The sequence below is a fragment of the Oscillospiraceae bacterium NTUH-002-81 genome (assembly GCA_032620915.1).
Taxonomy (GTDB): Bacteria; Bacillota; Clostridia; order Lachnospirales; family Lachnospiraceae; genus JAGTTR01.
Window position 1 is genome coordinate 1,830,935 of record CP136052.1, and the last position, 21,493, is coordinate 1,852,427.

General features: G+C 47.9%; 12 protein-coding genes, 8 pseudogenes and 1 riboswitch. Of the genes and pseudogenes, 9 read left to right on the plus strand and 11 right to left on the minus strand.

Features of this window, described 5'->3' with window-relative positions; all coding sequences use genetic code 11:
- Positions 1–6: 6 nt before the first annotated feature.
- The 11 genes and pseudogenes from RJD28_08840 to RJD28_08890 form a co-directional block, all read right to left on the minus strand.
- A pseudogene (locus RJD28_08840) lies at positions 7–282 on the minus strand (hypothetical protein).
- Between the two features lie 102 nt (positions 283–384).
- Positions 385–2,220, minus strand: a pseudogene (locus RJD28_08845) (reverse transcriptase domain-containing protein).
- A 653-nt stretch (positions 2,221–2,873) separates the two neighbouring features.
- A pseudogene (locus RJD28_08850) lies at positions 2,874–3,464 on the minus strand (CD0415/CD1112 family protein).
- A gap of 41 nt (positions 3,465–3,505) precedes the next feature.
- Positions 3,506–3,721 carry a Maff2 family protein gene (locus tag RJD28_08855; protein ID WNV56489.1) on the minus strand — a complete coding sequence of 72 codons (216 nt, stop codon included), beginning with the start codon at positions 3,719–3,721 and terminating at the stop codon, positions 3,506–3,508.
- Positions 3,722–3,810: 89 nt separating this feature from the next.
- Positions 3,811–5,635, minus strand: a pseudogene (locus RJD28_08860) (type IV secretory system conjugative DNA transfer family protein).
- Positions 5,632–6,102, minus strand: a complete 471-nt coding sequence (locus tag RJD28_08865) for a PcfB family protein (protein ID WNV56490.1) — start codon at positions 6,100–6,102, stop codon at positions 5,632–5,634. Before RJD28_08865 ends, RJD28_08860 begins: the two are co-directional and overlap by 4 nt.
- A 92-nt stretch (positions 6,103–6,194) precedes the next feature.
- A complete protein-coding gene (locus RJD28_08870) occupies positions 6,195–7,244 on the minus strand; it encodes a hypothetical protein (protein WNV56491.1) in 1,050 nt (349 codons plus the stop codon).
- Between the two features lie 14 nt (positions 7,245–7,258).
- Positions 7,259–7,972 (minus strand): antirestriction protein ArdA, encoded by a 714-nt coding sequence (locus RJD28_08875; GenBank protein WNV56492.1) that lies wholly within the window; start codon positions 7,970–7,972, stop codon positions 7,259–7,261.
- Positions 7,973–7,976: 4 nt separating this feature from the next.
- Positions 7,977–9,062, minus strand: coding sequence for a DNA cytosine methyltransferase (locus tag RJD28_08880; GenBank protein WNV56493.1), 1,086 nt, complete (start codon positions 9,060–9,062; stop codon positions 7,977–7,979).
- Entirely contained in the window at positions 9,049–9,405 is a 357-nt protein-coding gene (locus RJD28_08885) for a hypothetical protein (GenBank protein WNV56494.1), read from the minus strand. Before RJD28_08885 ends, RJD28_08880 begins: the two co-directional genes overlap by 14 nt.
- Before the next feature lie 309 nt (positions 9,406–9,714).
- A pseudogene (locus RJD28_08890) lies at positions 9,715–11,095 on the minus strand (ParB/RepB/Spo0J family partition protein).
- 161 nt (positions 11,096–11,256) lie between these two features.
- Between RJD28_08890 and RJD28_08895 the strand changes: the two are divergent.
- From RJD28_08895 to RJD28_08935, 9 genes and pseudogenes are all read left to right on the plus strand, one after another.
- Positions 11,257–11,892, plus strand: coding sequence for a restriction endonuclease subunit S (locus RJD28_08895; protein WNV56495.1), 636 nt, complete (start codon positions 11,257–11,259; stop codon positions 11,890–11,892).
- A 12-nt stretch (positions 11,893–11,904) separates the two neighbouring features.
- Positions 11,905–15,183 carry a type I restriction endonuclease subunit R gene (locus RJD28_08900; protein WNV56496.1) on the plus strand — a complete coding sequence of 1,093 codons (3,279 nt, stop codon included), beginning with the start codon at positions 11,905–11,907 and terminating at the stop codon, positions 15,181–15,183.
- 4 nt (positions 15,184–15,187) lie between these two features.
- Positions 15,188–15,454, plus strand: coding sequence for a hypothetical protein (locus RJD28_08905; GenBank protein ID WNV56497.1), 267 nt, complete (start codon positions 15,188–15,190; stop codon positions 15,452–15,454).
- Entirely contained in the window at positions 15,432–15,767 is a 336-nt protein-coding gene (locus RJD28_08910) for a hypothetical protein (protein WNV56498.1), read from the plus strand. Before RJD28_08905 ends, RJD28_08910 begins: the two co-directional genes overlap by 23 nt.
- A gap of 57 nt (positions 15,768–15,824) precedes the next feature.
- Positions 15,825–16,442, plus strand: a complete 618-nt coding sequence (locus tag RJD28_08915; protein WNV56499.1) for a flavodoxin family protein — start codon at positions 15,825–15,827, stop codon at positions 16,440–16,442.
- 52 nt (positions 16,443–16,494) lie between these two features.
- Positions 16,495–16,571, plus strand: a riboswitch (Fluoride riboswitch).
- A 48-nt stretch (positions 16,572–16,619) separates the two neighbouring features.
- Positions 16,620–17,701: pseudogene (locus RJD28_08920) on the plus strand (cation:proton antiporter).
- Between the two features lie 942 nt (positions 17,702–18,643).
- Positions 18,644–20,433: pseudogene (gene ltrA, locus RJD28_08925) on the plus strand (group II intron reverse transcriptase/maturase).
- Positions 20,434–20,617: 184 nt separating this feature from the next.
- Entirely contained in the window at positions 20,618–21,013 is a 396-nt protein-coding gene (locus RJD28_08930) for a pyridoxamine 5'-phosphate oxidase family protein (protein WNV56500.1), read from the plus strand.
- A gap of 92 nt (positions 21,014–21,105) precedes the next feature.
- Positions 21,106–21,490 (plus strand): annotated as a pseudogene (locus tag RJD28_08935) (helix-turn-helix domain-containing protein).
- Positions 21,491–21,493 lie beyond the last annotated feature (3 nt).

Consider the following 21,493-nt stretch of genomic DNA (forward strand, 5'->3'; position numbering starts at 1 on the left):
AGTCTCTTAATGGCAGCCGAAGATGGATTTTGCAAGGCTGCCCGTTTTGAACAGGGTAAAACACAGCAACACCGTATATCCCACGCATCCCCAGATCGCCCCGATGGGGTCGCCGTCGGCGGCGATACTCTGGATCAGCACCGCATAGATGGCAACACAGACTAAGATCAATAGACCTTGAAAGCCCACCGCAAAGAGGGAGCGGAAATAGTTCTGCCCCATGTGTCCGGTTTCCCTGTTGGGGACTGTGGCAAACGGGATAGGCGCTAAACTTGTGAGTAGTAGGGTAAGAACCCGGCGCCTTACCATATCACTATGGCAGGTTTCCGAGAACTCCCCTCCGAACCGGACTTACACCTCTCGATGTATCCGGCTCTCCAGATGTCAGTCTAACTTTCCTGCGTGTAACTTATCGTGACAGTCAATGCAGAGTGCCATTGTCTTGCGCTTACGCCCAATCATGGCGATTTCCCATTGTTTTCTGCCACTTAAATCTTTGAGTTTTCGTATATGGTGTATTTCAAGCGGCACATTCTCTGCGCCACACCACTCACACCTGTTTGCTTGCAGTCTTTTTATAAGGCTATTACGCCCATAATTCTCAAAAATTCTTGCTACTATATCAGGATTTCCGCTTTCTACTTTAGTGTCCCGGCGGAACCCATTATTGTAAAACAATACCTTTCCGACCTTGCCGTTTTTCTTCGGATATTCCACAACAAAATCTTTTCCTTGACGGTACTTGCGGATAATTCTGCTGATTCGTGTCCGATATTTTCCAGCAAAGGTTTTGAGCATACTGTATCTCATTACATAGTAGAAGTTATTGAGTACAGACACGTTGTTTGCAAGTCGGTAGTAGTTATACAATCCACGGATTTCTGCGTTGTATTGGTTTAGGATTTCCAAATCGTCCAAGTGCAACAGGCGAGTGCGCCGGACAGGCTCCCAAACCTCTTTGTTTCCATTTTGTTTGTCATATTTAATCTTGAGGGCATTGTAGGAGAACAATCGTTTTACCCACTTATCATGGGGAACATAAAGTAAGACTTTTCCATTGTTTACCCGTCTGGTAGCCCCGGTTTTGGTCTTTTTGTTGTGTTCGCCTTTGGCGATTGTGACCTCATATCCCAAGAACTTCGCAGCGTCGTGTCCATGAGTAATCAATGTCTTTTCCTCGGACATTTCCAGATGGAGTTTGTCCCGGATAAAGTAGCCTACATCTTGTTTAATCTGTTCTGCGTCCTCTTTGCTGCCGATAACTCCGATTAAGAAATCATCGGCGTATCGGATATAGCAAAAGCCGTTTATAGCTATCGTCCATCTGGTCGCTATACGGTATAGATTTCAGACTACGCCGAAGTTCCCGGATTTCTGCAATTAAGCCCTCTTTTTTCTTCCACGCTCATTTTAGAGATATTTCTTTTTAAGCCTTTGTTCTTTTCCTCGGCAGACATCCAATTTCTTCTTGAACGCAGGATTGATTTTACGGCGGTTTCCGCCGTTGAATTTCTCTGCATACTCTGCCATATAACTGTCCAGTTCGTTCATGTAGATGTTTGCCAGGATAGGGCTGATGATGGAGCCTTGCGGAGTTCCGGAATAAGTATTGTGGTAATTCCAATCCTCCATATATCCAGCTTTCAAGAACTTCCAGAGCAGACCGATGAAATATTCATCTGCAATCCGCTTTCGCAAAATAGCAATCAACACATGATGGTCTACGTTGTCAAAACAGCCCTTTATATCCCCCTCAACGAACCACTTTGTCCCCGTAAAATATTTCTGCACATATTTGAGTGCCGTATGACAGCTTCTGTTTATACGGAAACCGTGGGAATAGTCGCTAAAGGTTGGCTCATAAATACTCTCCAAGATGAGCCGCACCACCTCCTGTATCAGTTTATCGTCGAATGACGGTATCCCCAGAGGACGCATTTTCCCATTGGATTTCGGGATATACGTTCTCCTTGCCGGGTTAGGCTGATAACTAAAATCCCGCATCTTTTCAATGAGGGCGTTTATCCTTGCCATTCCCATTCCGTCAATGGTTTTGCCGTCTGTTCCGGCTGTCATGTTGCCTGGTTTCGCCTGTATCCGCTGATATGCCAGCAGATAGAATTGTGGATTGTACAGGTTGCGGTATAACCGCTCGTACTTGTAACTCTTGTTACACGCCTTGGATTTTAGGCTTTCCAACACATTTTCAGGACTTCTCATAATGCCTCACGCACCTTTCCTTTTTATGAATTGGTTGACATCCTGCCTCCCTTCGCCATGTAGACGGCTTTCCCGCCCTCGGACTACTACGGAGGCTCCGTTGCCATGCCGGATATTCAGCGTCATCTTTCTTGGGTTTTTACCCCTTGAAATTTATCGCCTTGCGGCATTACGCATAGCCGGATAGTTCCGGCGTTCCGGTTTAGGCAATCTCCAGTTAGACACTTTGGGATAAGCGTATTGTGATGTCGGTAGTGGGTTTTCGTCCTTTTCCGCTTACTGCGGCTGGCTGTCATAAGTATCGTGCGGTCTGTGTTTACCTGTCACATTCCGCTATGACATACGGCGAATACAACCATCCTGCGCCGCCGGGTCGAGTATCCCGCCTCGGACTACCCTTAAAGCAGTTTAGCCTTGCTCCTCATTCACAATGTTGCGTCTTGCCGCTCAGTCGTGGGTAGATGGTTTTCCCAACTCGCGATTTTTCCGATACGCTATTGTCCCCCTTGTGGTTTCCCTCCGGGGTAAATCGGATGACGCTAAAGTGACGCGTTTCACGTCTTTGATACTTTTCTTTACCGGCTTGCTAAAGCCGGATTCCCAAAATGTCCGCGCACCGCCTTTGGATGAAAAGCGGCGCTTCTGGACGCGCAATAAATTTCAATCATACGGCCATATACGATGACGAAAATCACGATGTTTAAGGCAATCATGGTAAGCTGGATCAGGAAGGACTGGAGCCAGAGTCCGAACAGAGGGCCTAACTCCATCGCCTCAAGCTCTGTCCGCAGACTGTCCAGCACATCCGGCGTGATTTCTGTCCCGTTCTGGATAATGCCCGCTGACTGCTGGATCACATACTGGCTCACATCAAAGACCGCCAGCACGATATTGAAGGTATTCGTCAGGATCATCACAGCCACAAAGGTTTTGAACACCCACTTAAAAAACATCCATGTGTCAACTTCATGGAGGTTGTTGCGTTCTATGAGCATCTGTATCAGTTCATAGGTCATAACAAAAGTGAGGATGACCCCGGCGATTGGCAGAATGGCAGTTTCGGAGATCTGTCGTATCATGGAAAAGACCCCGGCGTTCCAGTCCGCCGGGGTCGTGCCTACCTGTGTGGCGATCTCGCCAACGCTCTGATTGACGTTATCGAAAAGGCCGTCCAGATTTCCCATGATACCATCGACGAGCAGACCTTTCAGCCATTCAACGATTGCGTCGATGATAAAGTCCATACATCAGCTCCTTTTCTGGAAAAAGGGACAACGGGTGACACTTAGCTGAACAGGCCGGACAGCAGAGGGATAAGCTGAAGGCCGATCAGAACGACACCGCCGCCAGCCATGAGCTGCTTAATGCCCTGTGATTTTGCCGCAGGGTTGTCCGACCCGTAACCTTCCAGAAGGTTGATGACGCCCCACACCGCCAGACCGGCGCCAAGAGCCATGACCAGAATTTTAAGAATGTCGATTGCCTGATTGAAAAATTCCATATACGTTCCTCCATTTTGTTTGTTTGATGGTTTTGGGTACAAAAAAAGCCGCCCACATCGGCGGCGCTTCGGGTCATCATGGCCCGAAGTTACACAAACTCGTCGCTGTCCAGATCATCGAAATTCAACAGGTCAGCTTCTTCGTCCGTGTCGGAGCCGTCCACTTCGTACACCGTGTATTCGTCCTCCGGCTTTAGTCTCAATGGCCGGTGGCGGAACAGGCTTTCCAAGCGGAAGGCGTTTTTCTTTTTATCAAATTCGGCTGTGTACTTGTAATTCGGGTGCTTTTTCAAGTCATACTTCGGGGACAGGAAGGGCGGGAGCCCCCTAAGCTGCAAGATACATTTATCCCCGGGCATGGTGGTGATCTCGCTGGTGGTCATCAGTTCCCGGCCAAGCCGCTGCATATTCTGGCTGTAACTTTCAGACTGTCCACGGCTTCGGCCCTCGGTCTGCATAGAGATGGTGGCCTTGCCCAGCCAGTTTTCCGAAATATCCTTTAGGGTGGAAGCCTCCCGGCCTCCGAGGAATACGGTACTGTCCATGTTGCCCATGATGGTTTCGGAATGGTCTTTGTACAATGCCTTGCACTGGCTCATTGCCTGATAAAAAAGCGTCAGGCTGATCTCACGGGAGCGGATGACGGCCACAATCTTTTCCAGCCCCGGCACCTGCCCGGTGTTGGCAGCCTCGTCCCACAGCACCCGCACATGATAGGGCAGACGCCCGCCATAGGTGTTGTCAGCCCGTTCACACAGAAGGTTGAACATCTGCGAAAAAGCGAGGGCAACCAAAAAGTTGTAGGTGGTGTCCGTGTCGCTGATAAGAAAGAACAGCGCTGATTTTTCATCCCCCAGCTTATCCAGCTCCAGTTCGTCATAAGACATGATCTCCCGAAGTTGGGGAATATCAAAGGGAGCCAGTCTTGCACCGCAGGAAATCAAAATGCTTTTGGCTGTCTTGCCGCTGGCGAGCTTGTATTTCTTATACTGCCTCACGGCGAAGTGCTGGGGGCTGCGGCGTTCCAGCCCGTCAAACATATAGTCCACCGCGTTTTTGAAGGTTTCGTCATCCTCCCGGACTTCCATGCTGTTTATCATTTCCACCAGCGTATTCATGTTGCGTTCTTCCTCCGGCCCCTCAAAGACGATGTAGGCCACAAGGGCACAGTACAAGAGGGTTTCGGCTTTGGTCCAGAACTCGTCGCCCTCCTTGCCATCGCCTTTGGTGTTGGCGATCAGGGCGGTAACGAATTTCAAAACATCGCTCTCCGTCTTGATATAGGCCAGCGGATTATAGTGCATGGATTTTGAAAAGTCGATACTGTTGAACACCCGCACCCTGTATTTCTCCCGTTGCAGAAACCGCCCGCACTGGTCGAGGGTGCCGCCCTTCGGGTCTACCACCACATACGAGGAATGGGCTTGAAGGAGCTGCGGGGTCAGCCAGAACCTTGTCTTTCCCGAGCCGGACGAGCCGATGACACAGGCGTTTAGGTTCCGGGCATTGGCAGGTATCTTCGGACGGGTGTTCATGGTAAGGAACTCCGTTCCGGTCAGAATGACATTGTTCTGAAATTTAGGGTCTACAAACGGCTTTATATCCTCCTTTGTTCCAAAGCGGGCAGTGCCGTACTCTGCATCCCGCCGGAATTTTTTCGCCTGCCTGATCTTTGACTGTATCAGCAGATACACCCCAGCCGCACCGGCAAGGCCCACCAGCAGGTCAATACCTCCCAGCCCCGGCCAGTAGGTTTCAAAGGCTTTGGGGAAGGTATCGAGCATCCCCATGAGCTTTGTCCCGAAGTCTGTGCCGGGGGCGATCCGGTAGGCCGTCCCGATTTTTGGAGAAGAACCAGAACACAAAGAGGTACGGCAGGTTTGGGAGCACATATTTTCTAATCTTGTCACTCAACGTCCGTCCTTCACCGCCTCTCTGGTTCGCTGCTTTTCCTTTGCCTGCGTCCTGATCGGCTCCGTGAATTTCCGAAGCTGGCCGAGGATGGAAGCCTTGTCCTGCTCTTTGTTCAGCACCTTTGCGCTGTACTTCTGGAAGGCCGCCGTGATAGCGTCCGCCTGATTGGCTTTGAAGAACAGCAGGTAATGACCGGGGCTCACTTTATGGAAAGCGTAGTCCACATGGAACTCCTTTGCGATCCGGTCAAAATCCTTTGGGGCTCCCACATAGGGCATGGCGCTTTTGCCGCCATAGTGGTTCATCAGCTTTTTTACACTCTGGCGTCCCCGCGGGGTCAGCGCCTTCCGGTGGTGCTTTTGCAGCGCCCGCGCTACCTTCCCAAGCGCGGCAGCCAGCACCTTTCCCGTGAGCTTCGTTGTCCTGATCGAAAGGGCAACCGTTTTTTGGTTTACTTCTTCCTGCATAAAACCTCCTTTCCGTCGGGGGGTCCCGCTATCCGGGAGGCCCCCGTACAATCTCGGGGAACAGAAAACCTCGGGCCAATGTGGCCCGAGGCTTACCGCTCGGCATCCCTGCCGGACGGAGCTTTCTTTTCCGGCTCCGTCTGGACTTTTTCGCCCTGTTCCCGCATGGTCTGCAAGATAGAGGGCTTCTTTTGAAGCTGGGAGGGCTTTTCGCCGGACAGCGGCTTGATACATTCCAGACGGTCAGCCGCCCGGATGGCGTTGTCCGTGAGCTGCCTCTGCCATGCGCCTACACTGGGAGCCCAGCGGAAACCGCTGCTTTTCAACTCGGCCCGGGTGTCCGCGTCAGGCTTTCCATCAAAGAATACCTGCAAGCGGTTGTCCTCCCGGTTCATCTCCACACGGCCCCCGTCGAACTCCCAGCCGGAAAACTCCCGCTGCGCCTGTTTGGAAAGCTGTTCGATACGGGCCTTTACCCGGCGGATCTCCGCATTGTTGTTGGTAAGCTGGTAACTTTCAAAGGGCCTCGGGTCGCTCCGCCAGCTTGACGCCATGCTTGCTTTCAGCTTTTCGATCTGGTCCGGCGACAGCAGCGCACAGCCGTCCAGCTTGCCATGCTTGCGGTAATAGGCGTTGACCTCCTTCATAATGAGCTGGGAGCGTTCCAGCCCGTCCAGCTTCTTCTGGAGCTTTTCAATGGCCGCCGGGTCATCGGCGCTGATCCCGCCCATGCCGGTACTGCATATCTTATCCAGCAGCCCTTGAATATACCGCCATTCCTCCATGTTGCTGTCCCGGGCCCGGTTCTGTTTTTCCTTCTTTCCCACCGGGAAATTGGCAGGTCCGGCGATCATCACAGAGGGAACCCTTGCGTCAATGGCAAAGCCCTGGTTCATGTTTTCGGCCAGCTTGCGGGCGTAGGTGTCTAACAGATGGTCGATCTTCTCATGGTACATGGGGTCCACCCGGGATTTCTGCTGTTCCGCTATGGCGGCGGCCTTGTCCACCATTGCCCGGTATTCCGCCGTTGCGCTCCCTTCCTTGTAGTCGGAAAAGCTGTTCATTTCTTTTGCCCGGCGGGCGGCCCCTTCATTGATAGGGTAATAGTTGATGGTATGTACCTCCTTTATGCTTCGGGCCATGCTGGCCCGAAGTCCTACCGTTCTTCATGGGAAGGCCCCGCCTTGTCCTTTTTCGGAGCGGGTGGGGCTTCTTGAAACCGTTTGAGTGCAGCGAGAATGGAGTGGACAGGCTCGGCCTTTTCAGGATAGGCAAATATCCGGTGTTCCGGCGGAATGTCCTGCGGCCCGTGGTAATACTCCTTGAAGCCCTCCGGGACTGCCGACACATACCCACCGGGAGCGAATACGCCGCCCTCGTTGATACGCACATCCCGCCCGTATGCCTCATAATCGAAGTAGTTCTGAATGTGCTCCGGTATGTCGATGGTCCCAAGCTCGTCGGCGTACAGACGGCCCAGCCCTTCATCATCAGAAATATCCGGGTAAAAGCGGTAAAGGTCAAGGTTCTGCGTCAGGTTTATCAAATCCTTCACGCTCCGTGTGTGGTTTCCCAAGACAAGAGCGGCTTCAAAGGTTTCCAGTCCCCCCTTATCCCGTACTTCCAGCAGAGCGTGGCCCAGCTCGTTCAGCTCGTCGATGTTCTCACATTCGTAGAGATGATCGTAGAGCCCCAGCACATCGCTGTCAAAGCTGGTAAAGAACACTTCGCTGTACCGTTTCCCGTCTATCCCGATTTTGGCAAGGGCGGCCTGCAACTCCTGTGTCGTCATGGGGAAATGTACCGTTGTCCCTACCTCGATTCCCATTAAGGGGTATAGGGCTGTATTGGTTATATAGGCTTCAAACATGGGCTCATTCCTCCTTTTCGGCCCGGTCAGCCAGCACCTCATAAATCCCGGCCATAATGTAATCGGCGCAAGGGAGGGCAATCGCGTTTCCCAGTGCCTTGTAGCGTTGCAGAGGCCGGATCTCCACGCCGTCCGCCCCGTACTTTGTCCAGCCCTCTGGCAGCCCCATCAGCCGTTCGCTTTCCGTTTCCGTCAGAAAACGGATACAGCCGCCCTTCGGGTCGCCCTCATACCAGAAGGCAAAGGGCGTTACATCACTGGCTAAAAGAGTGGGAAAAGGGTCAGTTGGTAATCCGAAGCTGTTTCGGAAGGCCGTTTCTTCCTGCCTTTTTGCCGCTCCCCGCATACGGAAGCACTGAAAGGGGTGGATGACTGGTATCTGCCGCCCTGTTTCAAAAGAAGCTGTTCGATCTCCTTCGGCGGCGGCCCGCCCGCCCTCTCCGCAAGGCGGAGGAAGTGGGAGCATTGGACGGGGCTTAAATAGTATGTCTGCGGCACGTCTGCCTCCAAAATCCGCCACGACGAAAATCCGCTGCCTTCGTGCCAGCCTTCGGGAGCCTGCCCAATACTGGGCGTCCATGAGCCGCCAGCACACATCAGGCGTTCCCCCTCGCACCATTCCGGCGTTTCCCCATCTTCCCGAAGGAGGCATTGGAACTTCGGTGTCCGAGAAGGCGGATAGGACGGCTCTAAAGTCCATCCGGTCATTTGTAGAAAACGCTCCCATGACGTTTTCCCAAACAGCGATAGCTGGATATAGGTTATCAGTAGCATCCCTCATTTCCTGTATGATACGAAACGCCTGATAGAACAGGCTTGATTTTGCCCCGGCAAGGCCGGAGCGGTTGCCGATCAGAGAAAGGTTCTGACAGGGGGAACCGAAGGTAATTATATGGACAGGTGGGATTTTCCCGCCGTCCACCTTCGTAATATCCCCCAAATGCACCATGTCGGGAAAGTGCCTTTTGGTTATGGAGATGGGCGCTTTTTCAATCTCGCTGGCCCATACCGGACGGATACCGCACCGGGAAGCAGCCAGAGGGAACACGCCGATCCCGTCAAAAAGGCTCCCCAGCTTAATGTCCGGCATGGCCCGAGGTGCCGTGTCCCTTCACGGCAAGCACCCCTTCCAGTGTGGTCGCCGCAATGCCCAGCCGCCCGGCAACCGCAATATCATTTTTTACATCCTCGTCCACAACGCTGCCACAGACGATCAGGGTGTGGGAACGCCGCAGCATATCCCGGCGCATATCAATCCCGGCCTTATGTTCCTCGGGAACACTGTCATTCAAAAACAGCGGCAGGTACAAGAGCGGGCAGATCGGGGAAAAGCCCGCCTCATAAGCAAGGCGGCAGTAGTGGGCCGCCAGCTCCATATCAACATCCGGCTCGCCGCTCCATGCGGCGGTCAGGTACGCTAAAGGTCGTTTCATTGGTTGAGCCTCCATTTCTGTTTTGGTTTAGGAAAAAGCAAGAGTTCGCCCAACCCCTCCGCCCCTTCCCCCGGGAAGGGGAACGGCTCTGGAGAATTTATATCCCCGTCGCTTGACCGGGAAAAAGCATAACCGGGAGAAATCCGTCAAGGGTGCCTCCGGTACCGCCTGCGGCGGCGCTGCCCTTGACTGATTTTCCCGGCTATGCTACGGAATAACTGGCGACGGGGAATCATTTATATCTCCAGAGCTTCGGGGCGCGGGGCAGAGCCCCGCAATCCTCGGGCCATGCTGACCCGAAGTTTGGGCTTACTTTTCCTGTTCGGTTTTCTTCTCCGGCTTTTCGTGTTCCTTCTGCTGACCCTTCCAGTCGTCCAGCAGCTTGATGATCTGGTCCTTCATTTCCCTCGGCGTAGTTTCCTTGCCGAAATACTTGCTCAGTTCCGCACCTGTCAAAATCACTTTGTCTACCTCCTTTTTGTCCTCCATCATAATGCCGTCGATCACATCCCCGTTGAGCAGCTTCTTTTCGTCCAGCTCACGCATACGCTTTGCCTGCGCCTGCGAAGGAGAGGACTGCTGGCTGTCAATGGCAACGGCGATATAGTTCTGGTTCTTTTTGCTGACATAGGAAAGCTCCACCGCCGTAGTAAAGCCCAGCTTTTTTTTCATCCATCAACTTCATCAGGTCGGGAACCAGCTCATTGAGACGGATATACCGCTGCACCTGCTTGACCGCCATCTTATTGCGCTCGGCCACGATCTCGTTGGAGCGTTTGCCAGCGTCCTTCGGGTCAATCTGGCCCGAAGTGCGGGAGCCCTGGTGCTTGATAGCCTCAAGCTGCATTTTTAAGGCTTTGGCCCGCTCACTGGGTAGGATTTCTTCACGCTGGTTGAGATTGTCCTCGACCATCTGTGTGATGGCTTCATCGTCTGTCAGGTTTCGGACGATACAGGGCATATCCGCATACCCGGCAAGCTCGCTGGCCTTCTGGCGGCGGTGGCCGGACACGATCTCATAGCCGCCATCCTCACGGGGACGGACGATAGCAGGCTGGGTAACGCCCTTGTCCTTGACGCTGGACACCATAGCCCGCATTTCTTCATCGTCCCGGACTTCAAAGGGATGGTTCTTGAAGGCGTAGAGCTCGTTCAGCTTGATATAGACGATCTGCTCCTTGCCCCGGCGTGGTGCATCCTTCGGCTTTTCGGGTTCCTTCGGAGTGGGAGCAGTCTGCACCGTTGGAGCCGTTTTTTTCTCCGGTTCCTTTTTGACCGCCTTTTCCGGTTTCTGTGCGGGAGCTTTGGGCTTCGGGGCTGCGTCCTTGTCCTTATCTGCCTTCGGGGGACGGCCCCGGCGCTTCGGCTGTTCCGGCTCTTTGGGTTTTTCCTCCGCTTTCTTCGGAGCCTCCGGCTGCTTTTCCGGTTTTTCCGTTTTTGCCGGGACAGGCTTTTCCCCGCTGGGAACTGCCGCCCGTTCCTCGACTTTCTTTTCCTTCATAATTTCAGCGAAGTTATAGACAGAAACCTGTGGGTTCTTTACCTCCGGTTCCGTCTTTTTTTCCGGCTCCGGGGAAACGGAAACCTTCTCCGGCTCTTTTGGGGGAGCGGGAGGCGTTTCCTTGCCCGGCCCGCTATCCGTTACCGGCTGTTCCGGCGTTTTTGTGGTTTTATCATCTGCCATAAGCATTTACCTCCTGTTTTTTGGCATGAAAAAAAGGGGCTCAACTTTTCAGTCAAGCCCCCGTGGGAAGTTCCTCCTTTCTCCGCCATGATACAAAAATACCGCCCGTAGTCTCGTTTGGGCGGTACTTTGTGTAAGATTGGCAGTCCATTATTAAGTTTTTTATTATGTTCCCTTTGTACACCGTTGCAAGTGTTGAATTAGAAAAAGTGATTGTCTCTCTCAATACAGGGTTGAATCCTCGACACTTTTTTAAACTTAACACGGCCGAGGCAAAAAATTATTATATTACGATTCGAGAACTTCAAAATGGAAAAATCGTTCCTTCTGAAAAAACTGATCGAATAAATGATGAAGCGATGCTGTTGTGTAACAATAGGTCTAATCTTGAGATTGGAGATATTTTATTCTCAGGCACAGGAACGATAGGAGAAGTTGCGGTTATTGAAGAAATACCGACGAACTGGAATATTAAGGAAGGTGTATATGCGATTAAGCCCAACAAGGAATTGATCGACTCGAAATATTTAAGATATTTGTTGGTGTCTGAGGATATAAAGAAATCCTACATGAAAAAGGTGGTAGGTGGAACTGTGAAAAGCATTCCTATGAAGGAATTACGAAAAATTATAATTCCATTACCGCCTATTTCAAGACAGCAGTCAATAGCAACGCTTATCGATCGCTTTGATACTCTCTGCAATGACCTGTCCGCAGGACTTCCAGCAGAAATTGAAGCCCGTCAAAAACAATACGAATATTACAGAGATAAATTATTATCTTTTAAAGAATTACAAAAGTAAGGAGGCGAGGATGTGTCGTACTTTAATATTGTAGCGGAGACATCGGAGAATACCGTTGTTACGGAATATGAGCCGATGAAAAAGCATTCTGACAGTTATCAGAGTGAAGCGGAACTGGAACAGGAGTTTATCCGTTTGCTTTGTGAACAGGGATATGAGTATCTGCCTATTCACACGGAGAATGACCTGATTGCCAATCTTCGTAGAATGTTAGAGAAATTGAATCATTACCAGTTTTCTGATACAGAGTGGGATGCTTTTTTCAAAAATATCGTTGCTAATCCCAATGAACATATTGTGGAAAAGACCCGGAAGATACAGGAGGATAATGTCCAGGTTCTGATCCGTGATGACGGTTCTTCCAAGAATATCACACTTATAGATAAAAAGAATATTCACAATAACAGACTGCAGGTTATCAATCAGTACAGGGTGAATGCTGCCACAGGGAACAATGGGGGCAGCCTGGGATGTGCGATTGGTACAGAGAACGGTGCAAAGTATGATAACCGCTATGATGTTACAGTATTGGTCAACGGTTTACCGCTTGTGCATATTGAACTGAAACGAAGAGGTGTTGCTATCCGGGAAGCATTCAACCAGATCAACCGTTATCAGAGAGACTCTTTCTGGGCCGGATCGGGATTGTACGAGTACATTCAGATTTTTGTCATTTCCAACGGTACGAATACAAAGTATTATTCCAACAGCACCAGGAGAAATGCAGAAAAGGAACAGGAGAAGCGGGGAGCAAGTAAGACTAAAACCAGTAACAGCTTTGAGTTTACCTGCTTCTGGGCAGATGCCAATAACCGTGTAATTCCTGATCTAATTGATTTTACAAAGACCTTTTTCTCAAAACACACAATTTTGAATATTCTTACAAAGTATTGTATTTTCACATCGGAGGATATGCTGATGGTCATGCGCCCGTACCAGATCACGGCTACAGAGAGAATCCTCAATCGGATTGAAATTGCGAACAATTATAAGAAGTATGGAAGCGTTGCGGGAGGTGGATATATCTGGCATACGACGGGGTCAGGAAAAACCCTGACTTCTTTTAAAACAGCCAGACTGGCATCGAAGCTTCCTTATATTGATAAGGTGTTGTTTGTAGTGGATCGTAAAGATCTGGATTATCAGACAATGAAAGAATATGATCGTTTTGAAAAAGGTGCCGCTAATAGCAATACTTCGACAACGATATTAAAACGGCAGTTGGAAAACCCAGATGTACATATTATCATTACGACCATACAGAAACTGGCTACTTTTATAAAAAAGAATCCGGGACATGAGGTATATATGAAGCACATCGTCATTATTTTTGATGAGTGTCATCGCAGTCAGTTTGGCGATATGCATACAGCGATTGTAAAGAATTTTAAAAAGTATCATTTGTTTGGATTTACGGGGACGCCGATTTTTTCTGTAAATGCAGGTAAAGCAAAGAATCCGGGATTTTTTACCACAGAACAGACCTTCGGGGATCAGCTTCACAGTTATACAATTGTTGACGCAATCAATGATAAAAATGTTCTTCCCTTTAGAGTTGATTATATTAAAACAATGGATGAAGAGGAAGAAATTACAGATGAAATGGTTTGGGATATTAACCGCGAAAAGGTTATGATGGCGCCTGAACGTATCCACATTGTGACACAGTATATACTGGAACATTTTGATCAGAAAACATATCGCGGGGATAAAACCTACATATATAATACGCTGACAAATATTTCGGAGGTAGCTTCTGCCAGACAGGATGAAGTCGAGGAAGTTAAGAGAAAACAGCGGATCAATGGTTTTAACTCTATTTTTGCGGTGTCAAGTGTGCCGATGGCAAAACTTTATTATCAGGAATTTAAAAAACAGATGGCAGCAGACCCAACCAAAAGGTTACGTGTTGCGACTATTTTCAGTTATGGTGCAAATGAGGAAGAAGCAGATGGTATTCTGGATGAAGAAAATTCGGAAGATACGTCTGCACTTGATCAGCCATCCAGAGATTTCCTTGAAGAAGCTATCAAGGATTACAATGAAATGTTTCACACAAACTACGATACATCCAGTGACAAATTTCAGAATTATTATAAGGATGTATCCCTTCGCATGAAGAATAAGGAATTGGATATTCTGATTGTGGTAAATATGTTCCTCACAGGTTTTGATGCCACGACTATGAATACGTTGTGGGTGGACAAGAATTTGAAAATGCATGGACTGATACAGGCATTTTCCCGCACCAACCGTATTTTGAATTCCATTAAGACTTTTGGAAATATTGTGTGTTTTCGAAATCTGCAAAAACGTGTGGACAATGCGATTTCCTTGTTTGGAGATAAAAATGCCGGAGGTATTGTCTTATTACAAAGTTTTAAAGATTATTATTATGGTTATGAGTCTGTTGACGGAAAGCAAATGCCTGGTTATGTGGATATGATAGAAGAATTGAACAGAAAGTTTTCTTTGTCAGAACCACAGATTATCGGAGAACAGAGACAAAAAGAATTTATTGCTTTGTTTGGCGCAATTTTACGCATGAGAAACCTGTTGCTTTCCTTTGATGAGTTTAAGGGAAACGAACAGATTTCGGAGCGTGACTTACAGGATTACCTTGGCCGTTATCAGGATTTGCGGGATGAATGGAAACGCAGGCGCAAGAAGAGCACAGATATTACAGATGATGTTGTATTTGAAATTGAATTGATCCGACAAATAGAAATCAATATTGATTATATTTTGATGCTTGTAAAAAAGTATCATGATACGCATTGTGAGGATAAGGAAGTATTGATAACCATCAATAAGGCGATCGATGCCAGCCCGGAGCTGCGCAGTAAAAAACAGCTTATTGAAACTTTTATTGCAGGGATCAATGATGTGGATGATATTATGCATGAGTGGCATGAATATGTGGTAGAGCAGCGTAACCATGATCTTGAACAGATTATTGCTGAAGAGAGATTAAAGCCAGAGGATACGAGAAAGTTTATGGAAAACTCATTTCGAGATGGAGAAATCAAAACAGCAGGGACAGATATTGACAAAATTATGCCGCCAATTTCGCGTTTTGGCGGGGGAAGAGAAAAGAAGAAGCAGGGAGTTATTGATAAATTGAAAAATTTCTTCGAGAAATATTTTGGCATTGGTGGCTCATCAACTTTTGTGCAGGAAGGACAGAGACTGGTAACGTATGATTTTGAAAATCATAGGGAAGTATCAAAGGTAGCGGAACCAGAAGTGCCTTATGGAAGTGATTTCAAACAGAAGGGAGAAAAGAAGTAATATAATGGCGATAACAGAAAATGAACTTATTCGAAAGGCATTGTCGTTATATCCGTATATACAGAATCAAACGATATCACATGGACGTGCAGCGGAACTGCTAGGAATCAGAAAATCAGAGTTGATTGAGCTGTATGATAAGCTGGGCTATTCTTATTTGGATATGATCTGGGATGAGTTAGATGATGAATTGAATACGTTCAGACGACTAAAATCGGATCCACCACTGATGCCGGGGAGGAAAATCCATGAAAATAAGAATTACTTTTGAGAGGCCATATTTCGAGGAAGAAACTATCCTTGCACTGACGTCCCATGATCTGGATGATTTTTATGTGGAAGCGAACGAGGTGGATCGCCTGAATCTGTTTTTTGTGCTGGAAACATCTCTGCACAGGTTTCAAAGGGAAAACCGCAGGAAAGCGGCTGCACGCTGCGCCTTTCTCATGGCGTATTATCTGTTCGTTCCCCTGACGCCTCCGGCTTCGTCGGAACTGGCGAGGTTTTATATCGACCAGGCGCTGGCATGGGAGGATACGCCGGAGTACCGCCAGTGGAAAAAACTGATAGAAGAAGGAAATTGAAACTGATATAAGGAGATTTTAACATCAGAAGATTTTATTAAGAAAAGGAGCTATCACATGAAAGTATTATTATTGAACGGAAGTCCGCGAAAAAGCGGCAACACATCCATCGCACTGGAGGAAATGAGAAAAGTATTTGAAGCAGAGGGGGTAGAGGTAGAGATTGTCCAGGTGGGGAATCAGGCTGTCCGGGGCTGCGTCGCCTGTGGCGGCTGCGGAAAACTGGGGAAATGTGTGTTTGATGATGTGGTCAACGAACTGGCGCCCAAATTTGAGGCGGCAGACGGTCTTGTGGCTGCCAGCCCGGTCTATTATGCCTCGGCCAATGCGACGTTGATCGCGGTGCTGGATCGGCTGTTTTACAGCACCCACTTTGACAAAACGATGAAAGTCGGGGCAAGTGTGGTCTGTGCACGGCGCGGTGGATGTTCGGCTACCTTTGATGAGCTGAACAAGTATTTTACCATATCCAATATGCCGATCGCGTCCAGCCAGTACTGGAACTTGATCCATGGCCGAACCCAGGGAGAAGCGGCGATGGATGAAGAAGGCAGGCAGACGATGCGTGTGCTGGCAAGAAACATGACATTTCTGATGAAAAGTATTGCTTTGGGAAAAGAAGCGTTTGGACTGCCGGAAACGGAAGAACGGGTGGCAACAAATTTTATCCGGTAGGGAATGCAAAAGAGTGTTGCAAGGATGGACTCTCTGTGTTACACTCTTAAAGTCAGACAAAGGGAATGAGATTCTCCCTAAGTAAAATTTACTTGAACCGCTTATTAAGCTGATGACTTCTGCGATAAAAAGAACGCAGATAGTCTCAGCTTTTTCTGCGTTTAAAGGAGGATTTTTATGTTATTGAGTGTTTCACTGATCCTGATTGTAGGCATGTCTATGGGGTGGATATGCCAGAGACTCAAATTGCCGGGGCTGCTTGGCATGTTGATGACGGGCATGATCCTGGGGCCTTATGCTCTGGGGCTTCTGGATGGGAGCATCCTTGGTATCTCGTCGGAGCTTCGCAAAATGGCGCTGATCATCATATTGACGCGGGCAGGCCTGGGGCTGGATCTGTTGGGGCTGAAAAAGATGGGAAGGTCGGCAGTGCTCATGTGTTTTGTCCCGGCGAGCTTTGAACTGCTGGGGATGCTTTTCCTTGCACCGAAGCTGCTGGGCATCACATGGCTGGAAGCTGCCGTCATGGGAGCTGTGCTGGCGGCGGTTTCCCCTGCGGTTGTCGTTCCGCGGATGGTGAAACTGATGGAGGAAGGATATGGGGGGGAAAGAAGGCATCCCGCAGCTGATTCTTGCCGGTGCATCGGTGGACGATGTGTACGTGATCGTGTTATTTTCCACCTTTGTGGGCATGATGCAGGGAGAAGGTGCGTCCCTCATCCGTTTCGTGAATATCCCGGTTTCTATTTTCCTGGGGATCGCCATCGGGCTGTGCATTGGCGTCCTGCTGGCAGTTTTTTTCCAGAAGTTCTGCGCTGATCGCAATTATGTTTATCGGTATCGGGCTGCAGAGAAAGCGGGAGGCTGTTGCAAAAAGACTGTCGGTAAAATATGGGAAACTGTGGGTCGCGGCAGAGGTGTTTCTGTTTGTGCTGGTGGGGGCAACAGTGAATATCGGGTATCTGAGTAAGGTTGGCATCCGGGCGCTGGTGCTCATCGTGGGCGCGCTGTTGTTCCGCATGCTTGGTGTATTTGTATGCCTGTTGGGCACCGGCCTGAAAGGAAAAGAAAAGGCGTTCGTGATGCTGGCCTATACGCCGAAAGCCACGGTGCAGGCGGCCATTGGCGGCATTCCGCTTTCGCTGGGGCTTGCCTGCGGGGATATGGTACTGACCGTGGCGGTGCTTGCCATTGTACTGACCGCGCCCCTTGGCGCATTTGCCATTGACTTATCCTATAAAAAGCTGCTGTCGCTCTGAAAATTCATAGTGACTGATAAATTTGCTAATAGTGTGACACGTTCTACGCCGAAAACGGTGGGAATAACCGACAAAAGCGTAGCCTAAAGTCACAAATAATTTAATAAATGTGGTTTTAGAGAACTGCATAACTGAAATTTCAAATGAAGGGGTAACGCCCTGAAGGGAATTCACTAATACTCCGAATAGCGTTAGTCGGATACAGACGATTAAGGTTATAAGCTCGGGGAAGTCGTGCGAAGCACACCCTAACACTGCAAGGTGAGGAAAGGTTTGTAGAGGTACAAGCTGTGTGTGACAGTGCGGGTGGGGTTGCCATATGGTTAGAATGACCAGTAAGGCGGTCTGACAAAATTCCGAATGTACGGCTCTAAACGAATGGCTGGCAGAAATGCCAGTGTACCAGTAGGTACGCAAGTGGGGTAAAGTAAAAGTTGTTAGTATGAAATACCCTCTGTGTTTACAGGACACAGGTATCTATAAAGATAATACTTGCAGGGCTAAAGGAATGACCTAAGTGACAACAATCCTAAGTTATGTGGAACGTGGAAAGCAACCAATACGGGAACTGACTGTATCAGTGACAAAGTACCGTAGTTGTGTCGAAAAGGAAAGGTATAAAGGAATCCTTTCTACAATAAGCACATTTATGGTTGTGAGAGTAGTGGCACAGTACCGATGAAACCGTGATAACAAGCGGTGGAGGGATAGCCACAAGCCGATACTAAGATTTCCTTTATGTCTATATAGTAATCACCAAATGGAGATTTTCATAGCTGTCGAGGTGAGACGAAGAAAAAATCATTCTCCAATAAGGAGTTGGTTACTATGGCAAAACGAATTGTAAATAAAGCAGAAAGAAATGCAGAAAGATATGACGCAAAAGAAACTGGATATCAGTTATATGAAGGCAGTCTGAAAGGTAATAAATTTGACAGGCTTATGCCCCTGATAGTATCAGAGCAGAATATCATACTTGCATATCGGAATATCTGCAAAAATAACGGGAGCAAAACCCCTGGAACAGATGGGAAGACAATAACAGAAATTCAGTCACTCCCAATCGAAACGGTCATTAAAACCGTCAGAAATAAATTGAACTTTTATCAGCCTAAAAAGGTCCGGCGTGTAGAAATACCAAAAGACAATGGAAAAACCAGACCATTAGGAATCCCAAGTATATGGGATAGACTGATACAGCAATGTATTCTGCAAATACTGGAACCGATTTGTGAAGCAAAATTTCATGAACGAAATAATGGGTTCAGACCATACAGGTCAACGCAAAATGCGATTGCTCAATGCTATAAAATGGCACAGTTGCAAAATCTGCATTTTGTAGTAGATGTGGACATTGTTGGATTCTTTGACAATATTGACCATAATAAGCTGATTCGGCAGTTGTGGGGACTTGGAATACAGGACAGGAAACTGATTATGATAATCAAACAGATGCTAAAAGCAGAAATCCTGTTTAATGACATTGTAATTACCCCGGAAACAGGTACACCACAGGGGGGATTTTATCCCCACTTCTTGCAAATGTAGTATTGAATGAGCTGGACTGGTGGATTGCTAATCAATGGGAGATGTTTAAAGTCAAAGATGGAAAATCCGGACTGGAATTTTACAGGACTGATAAGGAGGGAAATATCCTCACAATAGACAGGTCACCAAAGTGGAAAAAGCTGAGGGAAAAGACAGAACTTAAAGAAATGTACATCGTAAGGTATGCAGACGATTTTAAGATATTCTGTCGGGACTATGTAACAGCTAAGAAAGCCATGTATGCAACAAAACTATGGCTTGCAGAACATTTACATCTGCAAACAAGTGATGAGAAATCTGGAATCACAAACTTGCGTAAGAACTATACAACTTTTCTTGGAATCAAATTTAAAGTTGTTCCAAAAGGTGATAAATGGATAATCCGTTCACATATAGCCGACAAAAGTAAAGATAAGGTTATCAATAAGCTGCGGACTGTCTGGAAAGATATCAAAAATCCAAGCAAGCAAAGCGAAATTGATAAAAACATAAGTCTTTACAATTCAATGGTTATGGGTATGCACAATTATTATTGTATGGCAACAATGGTATCAGCAGATTTTGCAGAAATCGCCTATAAAGTGAATGGGAAAAGTAACGGTATGAACCACAATAACCGATGTTTTCCGATAACAAAAACGGGTGAGATAACCAGTAAATTTATCCAACAAAAGTATGGAAAGTCAAAGCAGTTCCGATGGATAAAAGGAAGAATGATTATTCCAGTAGGGTATGTGGCGTATGAATATCCAAAATACAAAAGGCGGGAAGTCAATAAATATGTGAGGAAGTATTCAGACATCGAAAACTGTATCAGTTATGATGTTATGAAATATATGATGGGAAATGCACATCTTTATCCGACCTTGGAGATGGCAGATAATGCCCTTTCAAGGTATATAGCACAAAAAGGAAAATGTGCAGTAACACACAATGCCCTGTCAATAACAGACATGGTATGTATACACATAAAACCGTGCAAAGGTGAGCGAAATGACACATATAGGAATTTGATAATTTTATCCAAAGATGTGTCAAAATTGGTTGATGCAACAGAAAATAAAGTAATAAAGAAACTGTTGCAGAATTTAACATTGACCGTGGAAATGCAAGAAAAAAATAAACAAACTCCGAAAATACAGGGAGTTGGAAGAAATACAATTCGAGGACTATATAGGCACTAAAATGTAATCTTAGTCGGTGGAACGCCGTGTGATGGGAAACTATCACGCACGGTGTGGAGTGGGGGAAAAGCCCGAGGTGGTAACACCAGAGGCTTACCTATCACTATTCTTCCGGAAACATTGGAGATTCGCTAAGATAAACGTATCAGGTGACTGATCAAAAAGAAATCTGGAGGGATAAGCAATGTTAAATGAAGCAGTGATCAACGTATTAAAAAATGGCATGTGGGATCTGGCAACCTGCGCAAACGGAGAGCCCAATGTGGTGCCCGTTGCCTTTAAGGATGTGACGGAGGACGGCAAGCTGGTGGTAGGAGATGTTTTCCTGGAGACCACATTGAACAATATCCGCGCAAACGGCGGAAAGATTGCCATTTCTGCATATGATGCACAGAGCCTGGAGGGATATCAGATCAAGGGAACGGCGGAATATGTGACAGAGGGAGCTGTCGTTGACACCTTCAAGGCGATGGTCGAGAAGATGTTCAACGGTGCGGCGACTGCCAAGGGTGCCCTGATCATCACACCTGCCAAAGTCATCGTTACGACACCGGGTGCGGACAACAAGAAAGAGATTTAAGGAAAGAAGCACTCATAAATTTCATAGTTACTTTTAAAACGAGCACCTTCAGGCTATAATGGAACAAACGAATAGCTTGAAGGTGACTTTATATGGCGAAATATAAGAAAAAATTAGACGATGATATCCGCTGTCCGCTGGAATACGGACTGGCGATCTTTGGCGGCAAATGGAAATCGCGCATCATCTGTGTACTGGCGGCGAAGGAAAGGCTGCGCTACAGTGCCCTTCGGAAGGAAATGTACAACATTACAGATGCGGTGCTGGCGGCCACGCTGAAGGATCTGATGGAAGACGGGATCGTTGACCGAAAATCCTATGACGAGATCCCGCCCCGGGTGGAATATTTCCTGACGCAAAAAGGGCGCGTCCGTTGTGCCCATTTTGCAGAGCATCTGTGCGTGGTCGGACATTTTTTATAAGGAAGACAGTGAAAATAAAATGGTGCAGTGCCAAAAATGCGATCATCGCAGATAAGGG